This window comes from Lentisalinibacter salinarum (genome assembly GCF_040706555.1).
GTDB classification, from domain to species: domain Bacteria; phylum Pseudomonadota; class Gammaproteobacteria; order Steroidobacterales; family Woeseiaceae; genus Lentisalinibacter; species Lentisalinibacter salinarum.
The window spans coordinates 549,101-564,592 of the sequence record NZ_JAPDRH010000003.1; the positions used below are offsets into that span (position 1 = coordinate 549,101).

Sequence of the window (15,492 nt, forward strand, 5' to 3'; positions counted from 1 at the left end):
CGGCGCGGCGCGGAGGCAGCGGAAATGCAGGAACACAGGCTCTCGGCGCACATCCGGGCGAGCGTGGACGCCGCCCTGGCGGAGGACGTCGGTGGCGGCGACGTGACGGCGGCGCTGATCGGCGCCGGGGCCCGATCCCACGCCACGGTGGTCTGCCGCGAGAACGCGATACTCTGCGGCCGAGCCTGGTTCGACCGGGTGTTCGCCGTACTGGACGAGACCATCCGCATCGAATGGCAGGCCGACGACGGCGACCGGCTGGCGCCGGGCGAGACGGTCTGCTCCCTCGAGGGGCCGGCCCGGCCGATCCTGACCGGCGAGCGCACCGCACTGAACTTCCTGCAGACGCTGTCCGGGACCGCCACGGCCGCGGCCCGCTACGCGGCCGCCGTCGCGCACACCGGCTGCCGCATACTCGATACCCGCAAGACGATCCCGGGCCTGCGGCTCGCCCAGAAGTACGCCGTGCGCTGCGGCGGGGCGGTAAACCACCGCATCGGCCTTTTCGACGCCGTGCTCGTCAAGGAGAACCACATCATCGCGTGCGGCGGCATCGCGGCAGCCGTCTCGCGCGCCCGCACCGAAAACCCCGCGCTGCCCGTCGAGGTGGAAGTCGAGAACATCGAGGAGCTGCGCCAGGCGCTGGCCGCCGGGGCCGACCGTCTGCTGCTGGACAACTTCCCGCTCGATGCCCTGCGCGAGGCCGTGCGCCTCACCCGGGACGGCGGCACGGGCGCCACGCTGGAGGCATCCGGCGGGCTGGAGATGGACGATATGGCGGCCGTCGCGGAGACCGGCGTGGACTTCATCTCGGTGGGCGCGCTCACCAAGCACCTGCGCGCCGTGGACTACTCGATGCGGTTCGGGGCGGCGGCCGGCGGGCGCTAGAGGGGCTCCAGCGACTCGGCGGCGAAGTTCTGCTGCACACGTTTCGGCTCGGAAACGCCGTACCCCTGGGCATAGTCGATGCCCATGCCGCGCAGCATGGTGATGATCTCCTCGTTCTCGGCGAACTCCGCGATGGTCTGCTTGCCGGTGAGGTGACCGATCTCGTTGATCGAGCGAACCATCTCCCGGTCGATGGGATCGTGCAGGATCTCCTTGACGAAGCTGCCGTCGATCTTCAGGAAGTCGACGGGGAAGTGCTTCAGGTAGCCGAACGACGACAGACCGGTGCCGAAGTCGTCCAGGGCGAACTTGCAGCCGAGTTCCTTCAGCGCATTGATGAACCGGTTGGCCTGGGAGTAGCTGGCGATGGCAGCCGTCTCTGTGATCTCGAAACAGATCTTGGTGGCGTCGAGACCGCTCACCTGGAATTGGTCGATGACGAAGGGCAGGAACTTCTCGTCGCCGAGACTCTGGCCGGACAGGTTGATGGAGCACAGATCCAGCCGCTCGCGCTCGTCCGCCTCGGAGACCAGCCAGCGGAAGGCGTTGGAGATCACCCAGCGATCGATGTTCGGCGTGATGCCGTAGCGCTCGGCCGCGTTGATGAACAGCTCCGGCGATACCATGGCGCCGGCTTCGTCGCGCATGCGCAGCAGCAATTCGTAATGAGCGCCCCGGTCCTCGCCCTGCAGCGGCAGGATGGTCTGGCGGAAGAGTTCGAAGCGCGACTCCTCCAGCGCGTTGTTGATGCGCGCGGCCCACTGCATCTCGCGGCGGCGGCGCATGAGATCGATGTCGTTCTCGTGATAGCTGTGGATGCGGTTCCTGCCCGCCTCCTTCGCCGCCGCGCAGGCGCTGTCGGCGGCAGACAGCAGCGCCGCCACATCGTCGTTGTCCGCGGTGATGGGCACCACGCCAATGCTGGCACCGAGCCGGAAACTGCGCTCGTCCCAGACGAACCTGTAGTCGGCCACCGTCTCGCGCAGTTCCTCGGCGGTGCGCATGGCCTCGTCCAGGTTGCAGCTCTCCAGGAGCACGCCGAACTCGTCGCCGCCGAGGCGCGCCAGCGTGTCCCGCCAGCGGATCTTCGACTTCAGCAGCGCGCCGAGCTGGGCCAGGAGCGCATCGCCGGCGCTGTGGCCGCAGCTGTCGTTGACGATCTTGAACTGGTCGAGGTCCATGTAGCAGAGCGCGTAGGAAGTCTCCCTCGCCTTCGCGCTCTTCAGTGCCCGTTCCAGCCGGCTCTCGAACTCGCGCCGGTTCACCAGCTGGGTGAGCATGTCGTGGCTGGCGTGGTAGGCCAGCTTGCGGTTGAGCTCCCGCGCCTCGCTCACGTCGTGGAATATCAGCACTCCGCCCGTCACGTTGCCCGAGCCGTCCCGGATCGGCGATGCCGTCGATTCCACGTACAGCTCGTTACCGTCGCGGGTGATCAGCAGCGTCGGGCGCACCGATTTGATGGAGCGGTTGCGGCGGATGGCCACGGCTACCGGATTCTCGAGCGGCTCGCAGGTCTCCTCGTGATAGGCGCGGAATATCTCGTCCACCGCCCGGCCCGTAGCGCTGTCCACCTTCCAGCCGGTGAGCTCCTCGGCCACCGGGTTCACGTATTCCACGTTGCACTCGGCGTCCGTCGTGACCACGCCGTCGCCGATGGACTGCAGCGTGATCTGGGCGCTCTCCTTCTCGCGGAACAGCGCCTCCTCGTAGAGCTTGCGCTCGGTGATGTCCACCTCTACGCCGACCAGCCGCCGCAGCCGGCCGTTGTCATCCTGCAGGGCCTTGGCACGGCTGATCATCCAGCGCCAGTCGCCGCTGGAGTGGCGCATGCGGTGGACGCTCTCGAAGTAGTCCGCCCGGCCCTCCAAATGTTCGCGCATCTTCGCCTGGACACGGGTCATGTCGTCGGGATGCACAAGGCGGTACCAGTCCGGGGAGAGATCCTCCTCGTCCTCGTCGTAGCCCAGCATGGTCTTCCAGCGGCGGGAGAACCACACGGCCTTCGCGCGACCGTCGAAGTCCCAGATGCCATCGTTGGCGGTTTCGGACAGCAGTTCGTCGCGCTCGCGGATGTGGGCCAGCTCGGCGCGGGTGCGTATGCGTTCGACGCCGGCGCCGAAGCTGGAACCGAGCAGCTTCAGCAGCAGTTTCAGGTTGGCGTCCCAGCCGTCTCCCGGCGCCTCGTTGGCAAGCGCGATGAAGCCGGCCGGGCCTTCGACGGTGCCGACGCCGATCAGCAGGCAGGCGCCCAGGCCGATCTCGGCGAGGCGGGCGGCCTCCGCCTCGCCGCCTGCTGGCGGCCGGCTGCAGTCGCCGATCTCCAGCAGACGCTGGCCGCTCATGCCCCGGGCCAGCCAGCGCCACTCGGCGAGTTCCTGGTGCTGGAGTACCTGGGGCCGGCAGATGCTGTAGGGGGAAGTCGCCGCGATCACCGTCTCGATGCGCGCCCCCCGCTCGTCGGCCAGGCAGACGAACGCGACGTCGACGCCCGCCGCATCACGCAGATCCTCGACCACGGATTCGATGACCGCCCCGGCCGTGTCCTTCTCGAGGGTGAGGAGATTGATCGCGAGTTTGGTATAGACGGCGTCCACCGCGATCGCGGGATATTGCCCGGAACCGCGCCGTGAGGCGAGGGTGTCGCCGGCGATGCCGGCCCGCAGATCCTTCTCGCTGATCATCTCGAGGCTTTGCACCCGTCGGCAGTCAGTCGGGACATTCTAGGAAGCCCGCACGGACCGTTGGATTGACAGCGTTCTCACTTCCGGAATCCCCCGCCTGCGCTGTGTTAGGAACGCATTCTGACACGATATTCTAAGAATACAAGCTAAGTAACCGGAATGACTTGGGTTATGCATGACGGATCGGTCGAGCATCGATGTCAGTGCCGGTGCGGTCTCCTGCCGGTGACGTGCACGGCATCGTTTGCGCGGGCAAAAACCCAGACCGGGGAGATGCTCGGGGGAAAACCCGGGGCGGGGGCTGGTGCCGAAGGTCAGACTCGAACTGACGACCTACGCATTACGAATGCGTTGCTCTACCGACTGAGCTACTTCGGCCCCGGGTGGGCGGCGAGTATAGATAATGCGGGATAGGCAGGCAATCCACCGCCTGCCCGAGGGCGTGCCCTATGGTGCCTCAGCGCTTGGTGCCTCAGCGCTTGTCCCGAACCCGTATGATGAGCTCGACGCTCTCCTGCTCGGTACCGGCCGGCAGATCGGGGACGTCCATGATCGCCACCTGCCCGGACGGGATGTCCGACAACTCCCCCGTGTCCACGTTGTAGAAGTGGTGGTGCGGGTGCGTGGTCGAATCGTAGAAGAGCCGACTGGGATCCACGTTGACTTCCCGGGCGAGGCCCTTGTCGCTGAACAGCTTCAGCGTGTTGTAGATGGTCGCCTTCGACACCCGGCTGCCCCGCTCGCGCAAACGCTCCAGGATCTGCTCGGCGGACAGATGCTGGGGACGCTCCAGCAGGATGCTGGCCACGTCGACTCGCTGGGGCGTGGGCATGACGCCGTGGGATTCGAGGCGCTTTTCGACTTCCTGTCTGTTCAAGGGATACGCACCGCTTCAGGTTTAGACCAAGTATAGGCTTGGTCCGAGTCCAATGTTCCGGAGAAGATGTTAATGATTCTCAAAATGACGCACAAGCCCGATTTCGGGGCGGCTCGCCCGGGAATCGCGCTCGCTCGGCCGACGCTCGCCGCCGACAATGCCCCCTGCGGTCAACAGGCACCGGAGGGAACCAGGCCATGTCCCTACACCGCGGCTATTCACTGTACGAGTTGCTGGTCACGCTGAGCGTGGCGACCATCCTGATCGTGATCGGCGCCCCGCCGCTCGGCAGCCTGATTGCGCGCAATCGCCTGACGACCGAGGTCAACGCCCTGCACCACGCGCTGCACCTCGGCCGCCAGGAGGCCATCAAGCGCCGGCTGAACCTCGTCCTGTGCCAGTCCGCCGACGGCAGCCGCTGCACCGGCGATGCCGACTGGGGCGGCGGCTGGATGCTGTTTGTGGACGACGATGACGACGGCCGGGCGGACCCCGTCGAGGCGGTGCTCCGCCGCCATCGCCCCGCCGCCGCAGTGAACATAATGACGAACCGGCGCCGCTACACCCTGCGCGGCGTGCGCAGGCGCAACACGAACGGCACCTTCCTGATCTGCGACGGCACCGGCCGCGTCCCTGCCCGCGCGCTGATCGTGAGCTATACCGGCCGGCCGCGGAGTGCGCCGGGGCACGACGCACCGGCAAGCCTGGCCTGCCCGCACGCGTGAACAGGGCGCGAAAGGTGCCGCTCGTCCGGCCTGAGTGACCGCTCATCGGGAATATTTCCCCCCTGTCGCGACGAGCGGTAGTGTCCGGCTCATGGAAAAAACCGCACAACACGGCTTTACGCTCTACGAACTGCTGGTCACGGTCGTGGTCATGGGCATCATCCTGTCCCTGGGAGTGCCCAATTTCCTCGAGTTCACACGCAACAACCGCATGGCCGCGACGTCCAACGACCTGCTCGCCGCCTTCACGCTGGCCCGCAGCGAGGCGGTCAAGCGCAAGGCGCCGGTCACAGTGTGTTCCAGCCTGAACGCCGAGGCGGCCAACCCGGCCTGCGGCGGCACATTCGCCGACGGCTGGGTGGTCTTCGCGGACGACGACGGCGACATCGCGATCGATGCCGGCGAAGAAGTGATCCGCGGCGTGGGCGATATACGGGACGGCATCACGCTGCAGACCAACGGCGGCGCCAACTATTTCTCCTACGCCGCCACCGGCTTCGGCCGCGGCGACGTAGGCGGTGCTCCCGCCCTGCGCGGCGCCCTGATGTGCGACGCGCGGGGCAACGTGCCGGCGGCCGGCGGGCTGTCCGCGGCGCGCGCCCTGCGCATGGACGGCCCCGGCCGGCCCCAGATCGTGCGCGAGGTGGCCCTGGTCCAGAACGTGGCCGACGCGCTGGTCGGCGCCGGCTGCCCGTGAAGCCGGACCGGGAAGCACGGAAAGAACGGATGAGCGAGAGGATGAACGCGAACCTGATGCAGAGAATAAGGGGCTTCACCCTGATCGAGGCGCTGATCGCCATGGTGGTCATGTCGGTGGGGATGCTCGGCATCGCCGGGCTGTACCTGCAGACGCTGCAGGCCGGCCGTACAGCGCAGTTCCGCACCCAGGCGGTAACACTGGCCGGCGACGTCGCCGACCGGATCCGGGCCAATCGCACCGCCGGCATCACTTACGAAGGCGCCGGTGCGGACAACGACTGCGATACCGGTCTGATCGACTGCGACGCCGACCAGATGGCACAGCACGATATTTTCCTGTGGAGCCAGCAGGCCCAGCAGACGCTGCCGGCTGGCGACGTCGACGTCCAGCTGGACCAGGCGACGGTGCCGTGGACTTACACGGTCACGGTCAACTGGGACGAGGCGGGTCAGCCGACGCCGCCCTCCTACACCATTCAGGTACAGGCGATGAACTGATGGATGTCTTCAACGCAAATCACGGCTACCGGCGCCAGCACGGCGTTACGCTGATCGAATTGATGGTCGCCCTGGTGATCGGTTCGTTTCTGATCATCGGCGCGGTGCAGGTTTACGTGCAGAGCCGCAGCGCCTACATCGTTAACGAAAATATCGCGCGGGTGCAGGAGAACGGAGAATTCGCCTTCAACGTCATCGAACCCGATCTGCGCATGGCGAGCTACTGGGGACTGCTGAGCCGGCCGGACCTCGTCGAGGGCCGCGCCACCACGGCGGACCCCGATCCGCTGAACATCAACCCCCCGGCCGGCTGCGGCGCGGACTTCGTGACAGATCTGCTGCGGCCGATAGAGGGCGCGAACAACACGACCAACTGGCCCTGCGTGGGCGCCGGCGACTTCGTGCCGAATTCCGACAGCTTTGTGGTCCGCCATGCACGCATCACGCCGAGCGCGCCCACGGCGGGCGTCATACAGCTGGAGACGACCCGTCTGCAGGGCCAGCTCTATTCGAACGGCGTGGCCCCCGGCGGGTTCGTGGGCGGCGGCACCCAGACCAACAACCTGGTAGTGAACGGTTACTACGTTTCGCCGAGCTCGGACATCTTCCCCAACGTGCCGTCCCTGCGGCGCCGTTCGCTCGCCAGCGTCGGCGGCGCGCCCGTGATCCGCGACGAGGAAGTGGTGCCCGGCGTCGATAACATGCAGATCCAGTTCGGCCTCGATATGGACGGCAACGCCACCGTGGACCGTTACGCCAATCCGGACAGTCCGCTCATCGATCCGGCTTCCGCGGCGTTCGACCCTGAAGTCCGGGTCATCGCCGTCCGGCTCTGGCTCCTCGTCCGTTCGGTCGAGCGCGAGCCGGGCATTGCCGACGACACGAACTATCAGCTCGCCGACGTCGACCTGGGCGCTTTCAACGACAACTTCCGCCGCATGGTCAAGACCAAAACGATACTGCTGAGGAACGTGCGCACATGAAGCAGACGAGCGAAAAATTCAACGGCTCGCGGCAGCGCCAGAGCGGTGCCGCGCTGGTGGTCGGCCTGGTCCTGCTGATGGTCCTGACGCTGCTGGCCATCTCGGGCATGAACACGGCCACCACCGAACTCACCATGGCCGGCAACAACCAGTATCTGGAGAGTGCGTTCCAGGCCGCCGAGTCCGGCGTGGACGAGGCGCTGGCCCAGGGCACGTTCCAGACCGCTGCGCCTAACATCATCGCACCGCATGCCATAAACGGTACGGACACGGTCGAGTCGACCACCACATACCAGTGCAACACGCTGGTGCCGGATGCCGCCTTCAGCATCGGCGCCGGCAAGGGCATCGCCGCATTCCATTTCCAGACGATCGCGACCGCGGAATCCACCCGGGGCGCGACCGCCGAGCACACGCAGAACTTCTACATCGTCGGGCCGAAGGGCATCACCGACGTCTGCCCCTGAGGCGGAAGGATCACCGAGGGAGACAGCGACATGAGATTACGGATGACACTGGCCCTGCTGGCGCTCGCCGGCCTCGCCCAGGTGGCGGCGGCAGCGCCGCCGGCAGTCGAAGAAGCCTACGAGGTGTGGGTGAAGCATCTGACACTCCCCGCCAACGAGTTCGGCAGCGTGATCCTGCGGGAATGCGACGACTGCGGCGTGGTGACGCTGCGGGTCGAGGGGGACACAAGCTACGTCTTCGATGGCCAGGCGATGACGCTGAAGGCCTTCCGCGCAGCCGTACTGAACATGGACCGTCGGGACGAGGCCGTCGGCACGGTCGTCTACCGGCTCGAGGACAACCGTGTACGGCAGATAAGCGTGAGCACGCCGCCGGAGACCTCCGGCAAGCGGTCGTTCGAGACACGAGGATAGGGATATGACTCGCAAGACACAGAACATTCGCGCACTGGCGGCCGCCGCACTGCTCTCGCTCGCAGTTGGTGGCAGTGCCCTCGCGGACGACACCGAACTGCTGGTGCTCAACCCGGAGACCCTGCCCGAGGACAGGCCGAACATCCTGTTCATCATGGACTCGTCCGGCAGTATGACCAGCTGGGAGCAAGTCCAGGAGGATTATGATCCCGACCAGGCGTACGGCGGGGCCTGCGACAACTCCAAACTGTATTGGACCACGAATGTCGACGCGACCCCGGATTGCTCCGTCGACCTGGCGCAGATCGACAAGGGCTCGTTCTTCTGTGACCGGGCCACGGCCGAGCTGCGGGCGACCGGTGCGTACACGGACAAGTTCGTCCAGTATCGGGAGTATCCGGCCGGCGACGACACGGACCAGTGGGCGCGGCTGGACCCGAGTGACAACTCGAGCCCCGTCGAGTGCGCGCGCGATTCCGGCCTGCACGGCGAATCCGCATTCAGCGCCGCCGTGTTCGCCCAGCGAGGACTGGACAACCTGCCCTGGACCTCGGACGCGGATCAGTCACTGATCTGGGGTGCAGGCCTTGCCGACACGACTTACAAGGTCGTGGACGGCAATTACATGAACTGGACCGCCAATCCGCCGACGGTATGGAAGCGCCGCATCGACATCGTCAAGGAGGTGGCGAAGAACGTGCTGTCCACCGTCAACGACGTCAACGTCGGCATGATGCGATTCAACCGTGACAACGGCGGCATGGTGATCAAGTCCATGGAACGCATCGAGGACAGCCGGGCGGAACTCTTCGGCGTCATCGACAGCATTCCCGCCAGCGGCCTGACGCCGCTGTCCGAGACCCTCTGGGAGGCAGCACGCTACTACCGCGGAATGAGCCCCGAGTATCACTACTGGCACTGGCGTACGGACCAGGATCTCGATGCGGTGGACACGTCGACGAATCCTGACACTTACGTCAATCCCGTCAGTTTTTCCTGCTCACGTAATTTCATCGTGATGCTGACTGACGGCCAGCCGACGGCAGACCGCGATGTCCAGGACTTCAACCTTACAAGTTGGCTACCCGATTATTCGGTCGTGACGGGCCGCAACGGCTGCACCGGCGCCGGCGACGGCGCCTGCCTGGACGACATCGCAGAATACCTCTTCAAGGGCGACATAAATGGTGGCGAACTCGGTACACCTCATGTCAACACGTACACCATCGGCTTTCGCACCGACTTCCCGCTGCTGAAGGAGACGGCAGAGGCCGGCGGCGGCCAGTACTACACGGCCGACAACACCCAGGGCCTGACCGATGCGCTGACGCAGATTCTCAACACGATCAGCCAGCAGGAGGTGACCTTCACGGCACCGGCCGTTCCGGTGAACGCCTTCAACCGGGCCCAGAATCTGAACGAGCTGTACGTGACGGTATTCCGCGCCGACCGCAAGCTGCGCTGGCCGGGCAACCTCAAGAAGTACAAGCTGGTGGGCGGTAAGATCGTCGACGCCAACGGCATCGAGGCCGTCGACCCGGCCACCGGCTTTTTCAAGCAGGCCGATCCGAACACGGGCCAGGTCGAGACCGCCCGTAGTTTCTGGTCCGACGTCGACGACGGGCGCGTCGTGCAGCTGGGCGGTGCCGCCAATGAGCTTCCGGCCCCCGGTTCGCGCAACCTCTACACGAACCTCACCGGCAACGCCGGGGTGGATCTCACGGCTCCGGCCAACGCAGTCTCGCTCGGCAACGCCGGCAATTTCGCACTGGCCGACCTGGGCCTGACCGGCGCCGTAGGCGAACCCTCGAAGTCCGATCTCATTGCGTGGGCCCTGGGCGAGGACATCCTCGACGAGGATGGCGACCCGCTTACCACCCAGCGCAACCAGATGGGCGATCCTCTGCATTCTCGTCCCGCTGTCGTCGTATACGGCACGAACGAGGCAAACGTCCGGAGTATCGTATTCGTGGGTACCAACGATGGCTACGTGCACGCCATCGACGCGGAAGACGGCAGTGAACTCTGGGCCTTCATCCCGAGGGAGAAGCTGTCCGACCTGGCCCGTCTGTTCGAGAATCCGAAGTCGGCGAACAAGCATTACGGCGTCGACGGCAACATGCAGGCCGTCATCATCGACAAGAACAACAACGGCCTGATCGACACCGGCATCGACAACGTCTACCTGGTGTTCGGCATGCGGCGCGGCGGCGGCAGCTATTATGCCATCGACATCACCGATCCGGAGTCGCCGGAGCTGGCGTGGAAGTTCTCCAACCCGACCGTCGGGCAGAGTTGGTCGACGCCCGTCCCGGCGAGGGTCGCGGTCGACGGCGCCAATCAGGCGGACCACAAGACGGTGTTGATCTTCGCCGGCGGCTACGACGTTTCCCACGACGCGCCCGGCGCTTTTGCAAGCGCGGAGGACTCCTTCGGTAACGCCATCTTCATGGTGGATATCGACGACGGCGATCTGCTCTGGTCCGCGGGCAACGACGCGTCCCACGACCTGGTACTGCCGAAGATGACCCGGGCCATTCCGTCGGACGTGACAGTGGCCGACATGAACGGCAACGGCCGCGCCGACCGCATGTACGTGGGCGACATGGGCGGCCAGCTCTGGCGCTTCGACATCTTCGACGGACAGCCACCGACGGATCTCGTGGCCGGCGGCGTCATCGGCACCTTCGGCGCCGAGAGCGGCTTGGCGGGCCTTGCAAATGAGCGCCGCTTTTTCGTGGCGCCGGACATCGCAATCTTCCGCGACCCGGTCCAGGACAAACGCTACCTGTCCATCAGCATCGGCACTGGCTACCGCTCGCATCCGCTGGACACCGATACGGACGAGCGCTTCTACTCGATCCGCGACCCGTACATTTTCCAGCAGCAACCCCAGGCGTGGTACGACGGCCTGGGCGCGGGACAGATCGTCACCGAGGCCTCGCTGGTGGACGTGACCAACGAGCCGACGGGCACCGTGCTCGACCCGAGCGATGACGGCTGGATGCTGCAGCTGCGCGACGGCGAGAAAATCCTCTCCGAATCGCGCACCTTCAACGACACGGTCTTCGTGGTGAGTTTCCAGCCCAAGGTCGCCGATCTGGCCGCCTGTAACCCGGGCGGCGGCGTCAACCGGCTCTACGAGGTGAACGTCGTCAATGGCGACCCGCCGCCGCCGGAGGATGGCGAAGTGGCCGACCCCGACCCGCGTTCGGAAGAGCTCAAGCAGGAGGGCATCGCGCCGGAAACCGTATTCCTCTTCCCGAGTCCCGATGATCCGCAGAACTGCGTGGGCAAGGAATGCTCGCCGGATCCGGTCGGCTGCGTGGGCGTCGAGTGCTTCGATCCGGGCTTCGAGAACGTGCCTGTGAGAACCTTCTGGACGGAGGACGGCGTCGAGTAATCGGCGCCCGTCCCTGCCCGTCCCGGACGAGAGAGGAATCATGCGCAAGACCATGCAAGGCATCACGCTGCTGGAACTGATGATCGTCGTCGTCATCATCGGCACGCTGGCGGTACTGGCCTACCCCAACTACCGGGAGTACGTGGCCCGCTCGCAGCGCACCGAGGCCCGTGCAATGCTGCTCCGTATTGCGGCGGACCAGGAGAAGTTCTACCTGCAGAACGCCACCTACGCCAACACGCTGACCGAGTTCGGCTACGGCAGCAATGCCGAGCCGACGGACACGGGCAAGTACGAAATCTCCATTACGAACGGGGACGCGGCCGGATTCACAGTGCGCGCCGACTATCAGCGTGCCGATTCCGAGGCGGGTCGCTGCAGCTGGTTCGAGGTGGACGCACGCGGCACCCGCACCTCGGGCCCGATGGGCCCGGACGAATGCTGGGCCCGGTAACCAGCGCAATAATCGATGCCTGACGGGCTCGCCCGCTTCGTTGCCGGGCGCCCCGTCAGGCCTCTTCCCCGCCCCCCTGCTTCCCCGCATCCTCACGGCCGGAGAAGAACAGCGCGTCGATGATGAGACACGCCGCGCCCACGGTGATGGCCGAATCGGCGAGGTTGAACGCCGGGAAGTAGGCGTCCTGGTAGTGGACGTGGATGAAGTCGATCACGTAACCGTAGTGCACGCGGTCGATCACGTTGCCGAGCGCGCCGCCCATCACGAGTGACAGACCGATCGCGAGCCACGACTGGCCCCGCGCCGGCAGCCGTCGCAGCCAGACGAGGATCACGATGCTGACGACAATGCCGAGACCGACGAACAGCCAGCGCTGCCAGCCTCCGGCATCGGCCAGGAAACTGAACGCGGCACCGGTGTTGTGCAGCAGGGTCAGGTCCAGATACGGGTTCACCGCCACCGATTCGAAGAGTTCGAACTGCCGTGTGACCACCCACTTCGTGGCCTGATCCGCCGCGAGGACGGCCAGCGATAGCCACAGCCAGTGGACGGCCGTGGCGCCGCCGGCCGCGCCGGCGCCCTCCTTTGCCCCGTCGCTGGTGGATTCGCTCACTCCGGCTTCCTCCGTCATGCTGCCAGTATCTCCCGTGCCTGGGCCGCGTCCACGTGCATCTGCTCGGTCAGGGCGCCGAGGTCCGGGAAGCGGGCCTCGTCGCGCAGCTTGGCGATGAACTCGACGCCGATGTAGCGGCCGTAGATCTCGTCGTCGAAATCGAAAAGATGGACCTCGAGCAGCGGCTTCGTCCCGTCGACCGTCGGCCGCGTCCCCACGCTGGCGACGCCGTCCAGCGGCGCCTCTCCCAGACCGTCCACGCGCACGGCGAAGATGCCCATCACCGGACTCTGGCGCCGGCAGAGATTCACGTTGGCGGTCGGATACCCCAGCGAGCGGCCCAGGCGCTGGCCGCGGATGACCCGGCCGCACATGCGGTAGTAGCGGCCGAGGAAACGCCTGGCCTGTTCCATATCGCCGGCGGCCAGCGCCTCGCGCACCGCACTGCTGCTGACGCGGATGCCGTCCACCACGACGCTGGGCACCTGCTCGACGTTGAAGCCGGCACGCTCACCGGCCCGCACCAGGTCCTCGACGCCGCCGCTGCGGCGCCGGGCGAAGCGGAAATCGTCGCCGACCACGAGGTGGCGGACACGCAGGCCTTCGACGAGCAGCGTGTCCACGAATTCCTTCACACCGATGTCGGCCATGCGACGGTCGAAGCGGGGACAGAAGAAACCCCGGATGCCGTACTCACGCAATGCCTGGAACTTCTCGCGGAAGCGCATGAGACGTGCCGGCGGCCGCTCTCCGGAAAAGAACTCCTTGGGCGTGGGTTCGAAGCTCATGACGACCGGGTCCGCGCCGAGGGCGCGCGCCTCCGCGAGAACGCGGTCGAGTATGCGACGGTGGCCGAGATGCAGCCCGTCGTACGCGCCGATCGTCAGCACGCTGCCGGCGGGGCCCGCGAGACGCGGCAAAGAATCTCTCGTCCTGCTGAGCTTCATGGAAACCTCTGGTCCGGACACCGCGGCCGTCACCGCGCCGGTGCAGGCGGAAGGGTAGCACGATGGCGCGCGCATCGTGGCGGCGGGCGCCGCTCAGACGCGTCCCTCGCCGGCCGCGCCGAGGCGCAGGTGGCGCGGCCGCAGTCCGGTCGCCGCCAGCGTTAACGCATAGGCACCGAGCCCGCCTCCGACCAGCAGCGCCAACCAGCCCACCCGGTCCCCGATGCCGGCGGCCAGCCACCAGTCGCCGGGCCGGTCGAGCCAGACGAGCACCACCGTCATCACGGCACAGGCGGCGGCGATACGTGCCAGCAGCAGCGGCCAGCCGGGGCCGTGGGTCACGATGCCCCGGGTGCGGAGCCCGCGGTAGAGCAACCCCGCATTCACGAAGGCGGCGATAGAGGTGGCCAGTGCCAGACCCGCATGGGTACCCTCCGCGCCGACCCGCACGAGTGTCACCACGAAGATCAGGTTCAGCACCAGGTTGGACACTAGCGCCACGACCGCGATGCGCACCGGGGTCTTGGTGTCCTGGCGGGAAAAGTAGGCCGGCGCGAGCACCTTCACGAGGATGAATCCCAGCAGCCCGAACGAGAAGGCGATCAGGCTCAGGCGGGCCATGCGCACGTCGAATGCGGTGAATTCACCGCCGTAGAAGATGGTGACGATCAGCGGTCCCGCCAGCACCGCCAGCGCCAGCGCGGCGGGCAATCCGATGAGTAGCACCAGTCTGAGCGCCCAGTCCATTGTCGCGGAAAAGGCGCCGGTCTCGCTGCGCGCATGGTGGGCCGAAAGACCGGGCAGGATGACGGTGGCCAGCGCGATGCCGAAGACACCCAGGGGGAACTCCATCAGCCGGTCCGAGTAGTACAGCCAGCTGATCCTGCCTGCCCCCAGGAAAGAGGCGATCTGGTTGTCGATGAGGATGTTGATCTGCGCCACCGAGGAGCCGAACAGCGCCGGCAGCATGAGACGCCCGACCCGCAGTACCCCCTCGTCGCGTCTGCCCCAGCGGGGCCGCGGCAGCGCCCGGATGCGGGCAAGGAACGGCAGCTGGAAGACGAGCTGCACCAGCCCGGCCACGAAGACGCCGGCGGCGAGCGCCATGCCCGGCTCGGCCACCCGCGGCGCGACGAATACCGCGAAGCCGATCAGCACGACGTTCAGCAGGACCGGCGTGAAGGCCGGCACGCCGAAGCGGCCGAAGGTATTGAGGATACCGCCGGCCAGCGCCGTCAGGGAGATGAACAGCAGATAGGGAAAGGTCAGTCGCAGCATGGCCGCGGTGAGGTCGAAGCGGCCGTCGTCGCCGATGAACCCGGGCGCGAAGATCAGCACGAGCACGGGCGAGGCCACGACGCCCACGGCGGTGATGGCGAACAGGAGGGCGCCCAGCGTGCCCGCGACCCGGTCCACCAGCGCCTGCACCTCCTCGTGGCTGCGGGTGGAGCGGTACTCCGAGATCACCGGCACGAACGCCTGCGAGAAGGCGCCTTCGGCGAAAAAGCGGCGGAGCATGTTCGGGATCTTGTTGGCGACGAAGAACGCGTCCATCGTCACCCCGGCGCCGAAGAAGCGGGCGAAGACGATGTCGCGCACCAGCCCGAGGATGCGCGAGAGCAGGGTCATCGCGCTGACCGTGGACGTGGAACGTAGCAGTTTCCTCGCGCCGCCCTGCCCGGCCCCGCCGTCGCCGGCTGACTCCGAATTACGCTGCTGGCCCAAGATTCCTCCGTCTGCCGGGCAATGGCCGCCACTGGCGGACAATGGCGAAGTGTAGCCCGAAGCCACCCCGGTTTCCGCGGCGGACGTCATCGCTGCCCTAAGCCGCTGTCAGGCT

Annotated in this window: 14 protein-coding genes and 1 tRNA gene; 9 read left to right on the forward strand and 6 right to left on the reverse strand. The window is 66.5% G+C overall.

Annotated features, from left to right (window positions below):
* Positions 1-24: 24 nt before the first annotated feature.
* Positions 25-888, forward strand: a complete 864-nt coding sequence (gene nadC / locus ACJMKZ_RS13125; protein WP_405233656.1) for a carboxylating nicotinate-nucleotide diphosphorylase — start codon at positions 25-27, stop codon at positions 886-888.
* On the opposite strand, the gene ACJMKZ_RS13130 is transcribed toward nadC, so the two are convergent.
* The 3 genes from ACJMKZ_RS13130 to ACJMKZ_RS13140 form a co-directional block, all read right to left on the reverse strand.
* Positions 885-3,569 (reverse strand): EAL domain-containing protein, encoded by a 2,685-nt coding sequence (locus ACJMKZ_RS13130; RefSeq protein ID WP_405233657.1) that lies wholly within the window; start codon positions 3,567-3,569, stop codon positions 885-887. The genes nadC and ACJMKZ_RS13130 overlap by 4 nt on opposite strands.
* 302 nt (positions 3,570-3,871) lie before the next feature.
* Positions 3,872-3,947, reverse strand: a tRNA-Thr gene (locus tag ACJMKZ_RS13135).
* 94 nt (positions 3,948-4,041) lie between these two features.
* Positions 4,042-4,401 (reverse strand): Fur family transcriptional regulator, encoded by a 360-nt coding sequence (locus ACJMKZ_RS13140; protein ID WP_405234165.1) that lies wholly within the window; start codon positions 4,399-4,401, stop codon positions 4,042-4,044.
* 242 nt (positions 4,402-4,643) lie between these two features.
* Here ACJMKZ_RS13140 and ACJMKZ_RS13145 point away from each other — a divergent pair, with 242 nt between their 5' ends.
* The 8 genes from ACJMKZ_RS13145 to ACJMKZ_RS13180 all read left to right on the forward strand — a co-directional run bounded on the left by ACJMKZ_RS13145 (position 4,644) and on the right by ACJMKZ_RS13180 (position 12,089).
* Positions 4,644-5,171, forward strand: a complete 528-nt coding sequence (locus ACJMKZ_RS13145) for a GspH/FimT family pseudopilin (protein ID WP_405233658.1) — start codon at positions 4,644-4,646, stop codon at positions 5,169-5,171.
* A gap of 91 nt (positions 5,172-5,262) precedes the next feature.
* Positions 5,263-5,868, forward strand: a complete 606-nt coding sequence (locus ACJMKZ_RS13150; RefSeq protein WP_405233659.1) for a GspH/FimT family pseudopilin — start codon at positions 5,263-5,265, stop codon at positions 5,866-5,868.
* Between the two features lie 29 nt (positions 5,869-5,897).
* The gene (pilV, locus tag ACJMKZ_RS13155; RefSeq protein WP_405233660.1) at positions 5,898-6,368 is read left to right on the forward strand and encodes a type IV pilus modification protein PilV; all 471 of its coding nucleotides are present in this window, start codon (positions 5,898-5,900) and stop codon (positions 6,366-6,368) included.
* Complete coding sequence (locus ACJMKZ_RS13160; RefSeq protein WP_405233661.1) at positions 6,368-7,351, forward strand: PilW family protein; 984 nt, start codon at positions 6,368-6,370, stop codon at positions 7,349-7,351. Before pilV ends, ACJMKZ_RS13160 begins: the two co-directional genes overlap by 1 nt.
* Complete coding sequence (locus tag ACJMKZ_RS13165) at positions 7,348-7,818, forward strand: PilX N-terminal domain-containing pilus assembly protein (protein WP_405233662.1); 471 nt, start codon at positions 7,348-7,350, stop codon at positions 7,816-7,818. The genes ACJMKZ_RS13160 and ACJMKZ_RS13165 overlap by 4 nt, the downstream gene beginning before the upstream one ends.
* Before the next feature lie 30 nt (positions 7,819-7,848).
* Positions 7,849-8,232 carry a hypothetical protein gene (locus ACJMKZ_RS13170; RefSeq protein ID WP_405233663.1) on the forward strand — a complete coding sequence of 128 codons (384 nt, stop codon included), beginning with the start codon at positions 7,849-7,851 and terminating at the stop codon, positions 8,230-8,232.
* A gap of 4 nt (positions 8,233-8,236) precedes the next feature.
* A complete protein-coding gene (locus ACJMKZ_RS13175; protein ID WP_405233664.1) occupies positions 8,237-11,635 on the forward strand; it encodes a pilus assembly protein in 3,399 nt (1,132 codons plus the stop codon).
* Between the two features lie 40 nt (positions 11,636-11,675).
* Positions 11,676-12,089 carry a type IV pilin protein gene (locus ACJMKZ_RS13180; protein ID WP_405233665.1) on the forward strand — a complete coding sequence of 138 codons (414 nt, stop codon included), beginning with the start codon at positions 11,676-11,678 and terminating at the stop codon, positions 12,087-12,089.
* 55 nt (positions 12,090-12,144) lie between these two features.
* Here the strand turns inward: ACJMKZ_RS13180 and lspA are convergent, their stop codons facing one another.
* The 3 genes from lspA to murJ all read right to left on the reverse strand — a co-directional run bounded on the left by lspA (position 12,145) and on the right by murJ (position 15,467).
* Entirely contained in the window at positions 12,145-12,723 is a 579-nt protein-coding gene (gene lspA, locus ACJMKZ_RS13185; RefSeq protein ID WP_405233666.1) for a signal peptidase II, read from the reverse strand.
* Complete coding sequence (locus tag ACJMKZ_RS13190; protein ID WP_405233667.1) at positions 12,720-13,652, reverse strand: bifunctional riboflavin kinase/FAD synthetase; 933 nt, start codon at positions 13,650-13,652, stop codon at positions 12,720-12,722. Before ACJMKZ_RS13190 ends, lspA begins: the two co-directional genes overlap by 4 nt.
* Positions 13,653-13,745: 93 nt before the next feature.
* A complete protein-coding gene (gene murJ / locus ACJMKZ_RS13195; protein ID WP_405233668.1) occupies positions 13,746-15,467 on the reverse strand; it encodes a murein biosynthesis integral membrane protein MurJ in 1,722 nt (573 codons plus the stop codon).
* Between the last annotated feature and the right edge of the window lie 25 nt (positions 15,468-15,492).

Excerpts from the sequence above, each read along its gene's own strand:
- ACJMKZ_RS13165 (WP_405233662.1), top strand. The coding sequence starts at position 7,348 with ATGAAGCAGACGAGCGAAAAATTCAACGGCTCGCGGCAGCGCCAGAGC.
- nadC (WP_405233656.1), top strand. The coding sequence starts at position 25 with ATGCAGGAACACAGGCTCTCGGCGCACATCCGGGCGAGCGTGGACGCC.
- lspA (WP_405233666.1), bottom strand. The coding sequence starts at position 12,723 with ATGACGGAGGAAGCCGGAGTGAGCGAATCCACCAGCGACGGGGCAAAG.
- pilV (WP_405233660.1), top strand. The coding sequence starts at position 5,898 with ATGAGCGAGAGGATGAACGCGAACCTGATGCAGAGAATAAGGGGCTTC.
- ACJMKZ_RS13190 (WP_405233667.1), bottom strand. The coding sequence starts at position 13,652 with ATGAAGCTCAGCAGGACGAGAGATTCTTTGCCGCGTCTCGCGGGCCCC.
- ACJMKZ_RS13175 (WP_405233664.1), top strand. The coding sequence starts at position 8,237 with ATGACTCGCAAGACACAGAACATTCGCGCACTGGCGGCCGCCGCACTG.
- ACJMKZ_RS13130 (WP_405233657.1), bottom strand. The coding sequence starts at position 3,569 with ATGATCAGCGAGAAGGATCTGCGGGCCGGCATCGCCGGCGACACCCTC.
- murJ (WP_405233668.1), bottom strand. The coding sequence starts at position 15,467 with ATGACGTCCGCCGCGGAAACCGGGGTGGCTTCGGGCTACACTTCGCCA.
- ACJMKZ_RS13160 (WP_405233661.1), top strand. The coding sequence starts at position 6,368 with ATGGATGTCTTCAACGCAAATCACGGCTACCGGCGCCAGCACGGCGTT.
- ACJMKZ_RS13150 (WP_405233659.1), top strand. The coding sequence starts at position 5,263 with ATGGAAAAAACCGCACAACACGGCTTTACGCTCTACGAACTGCTGGTC.
- ACJMKZ_RS13180 (WP_405233665.1), top strand. The coding sequence starts at position 11,676 with ATGCGCAAGACCATGCAAGGCATCACGCTGCTGGAACTGATGATCGTC.
- ACJMKZ_RS13140 (WP_405234165.1), bottom strand. The coding sequence starts at position 4,401 with ATGCCCACGCCCCAGCGAGTCGACGTGGCCAGCATCCTGCTGGAGCGT.
- ACJMKZ_RS13145 (WP_405233658.1), top strand. The coding sequence starts at position 4,644 with ATGTCCCTACACCGCGGCTATTCACTGTACGAGTTGCTGGTCACGCTG.
- ACJMKZ_RS13170 (WP_405233663.1), top strand. The coding sequence starts at position 7,849 with ATGAGATTACGGATGACACTGGCCCTGCTGGCGCTCGCCGGCCTCGCC.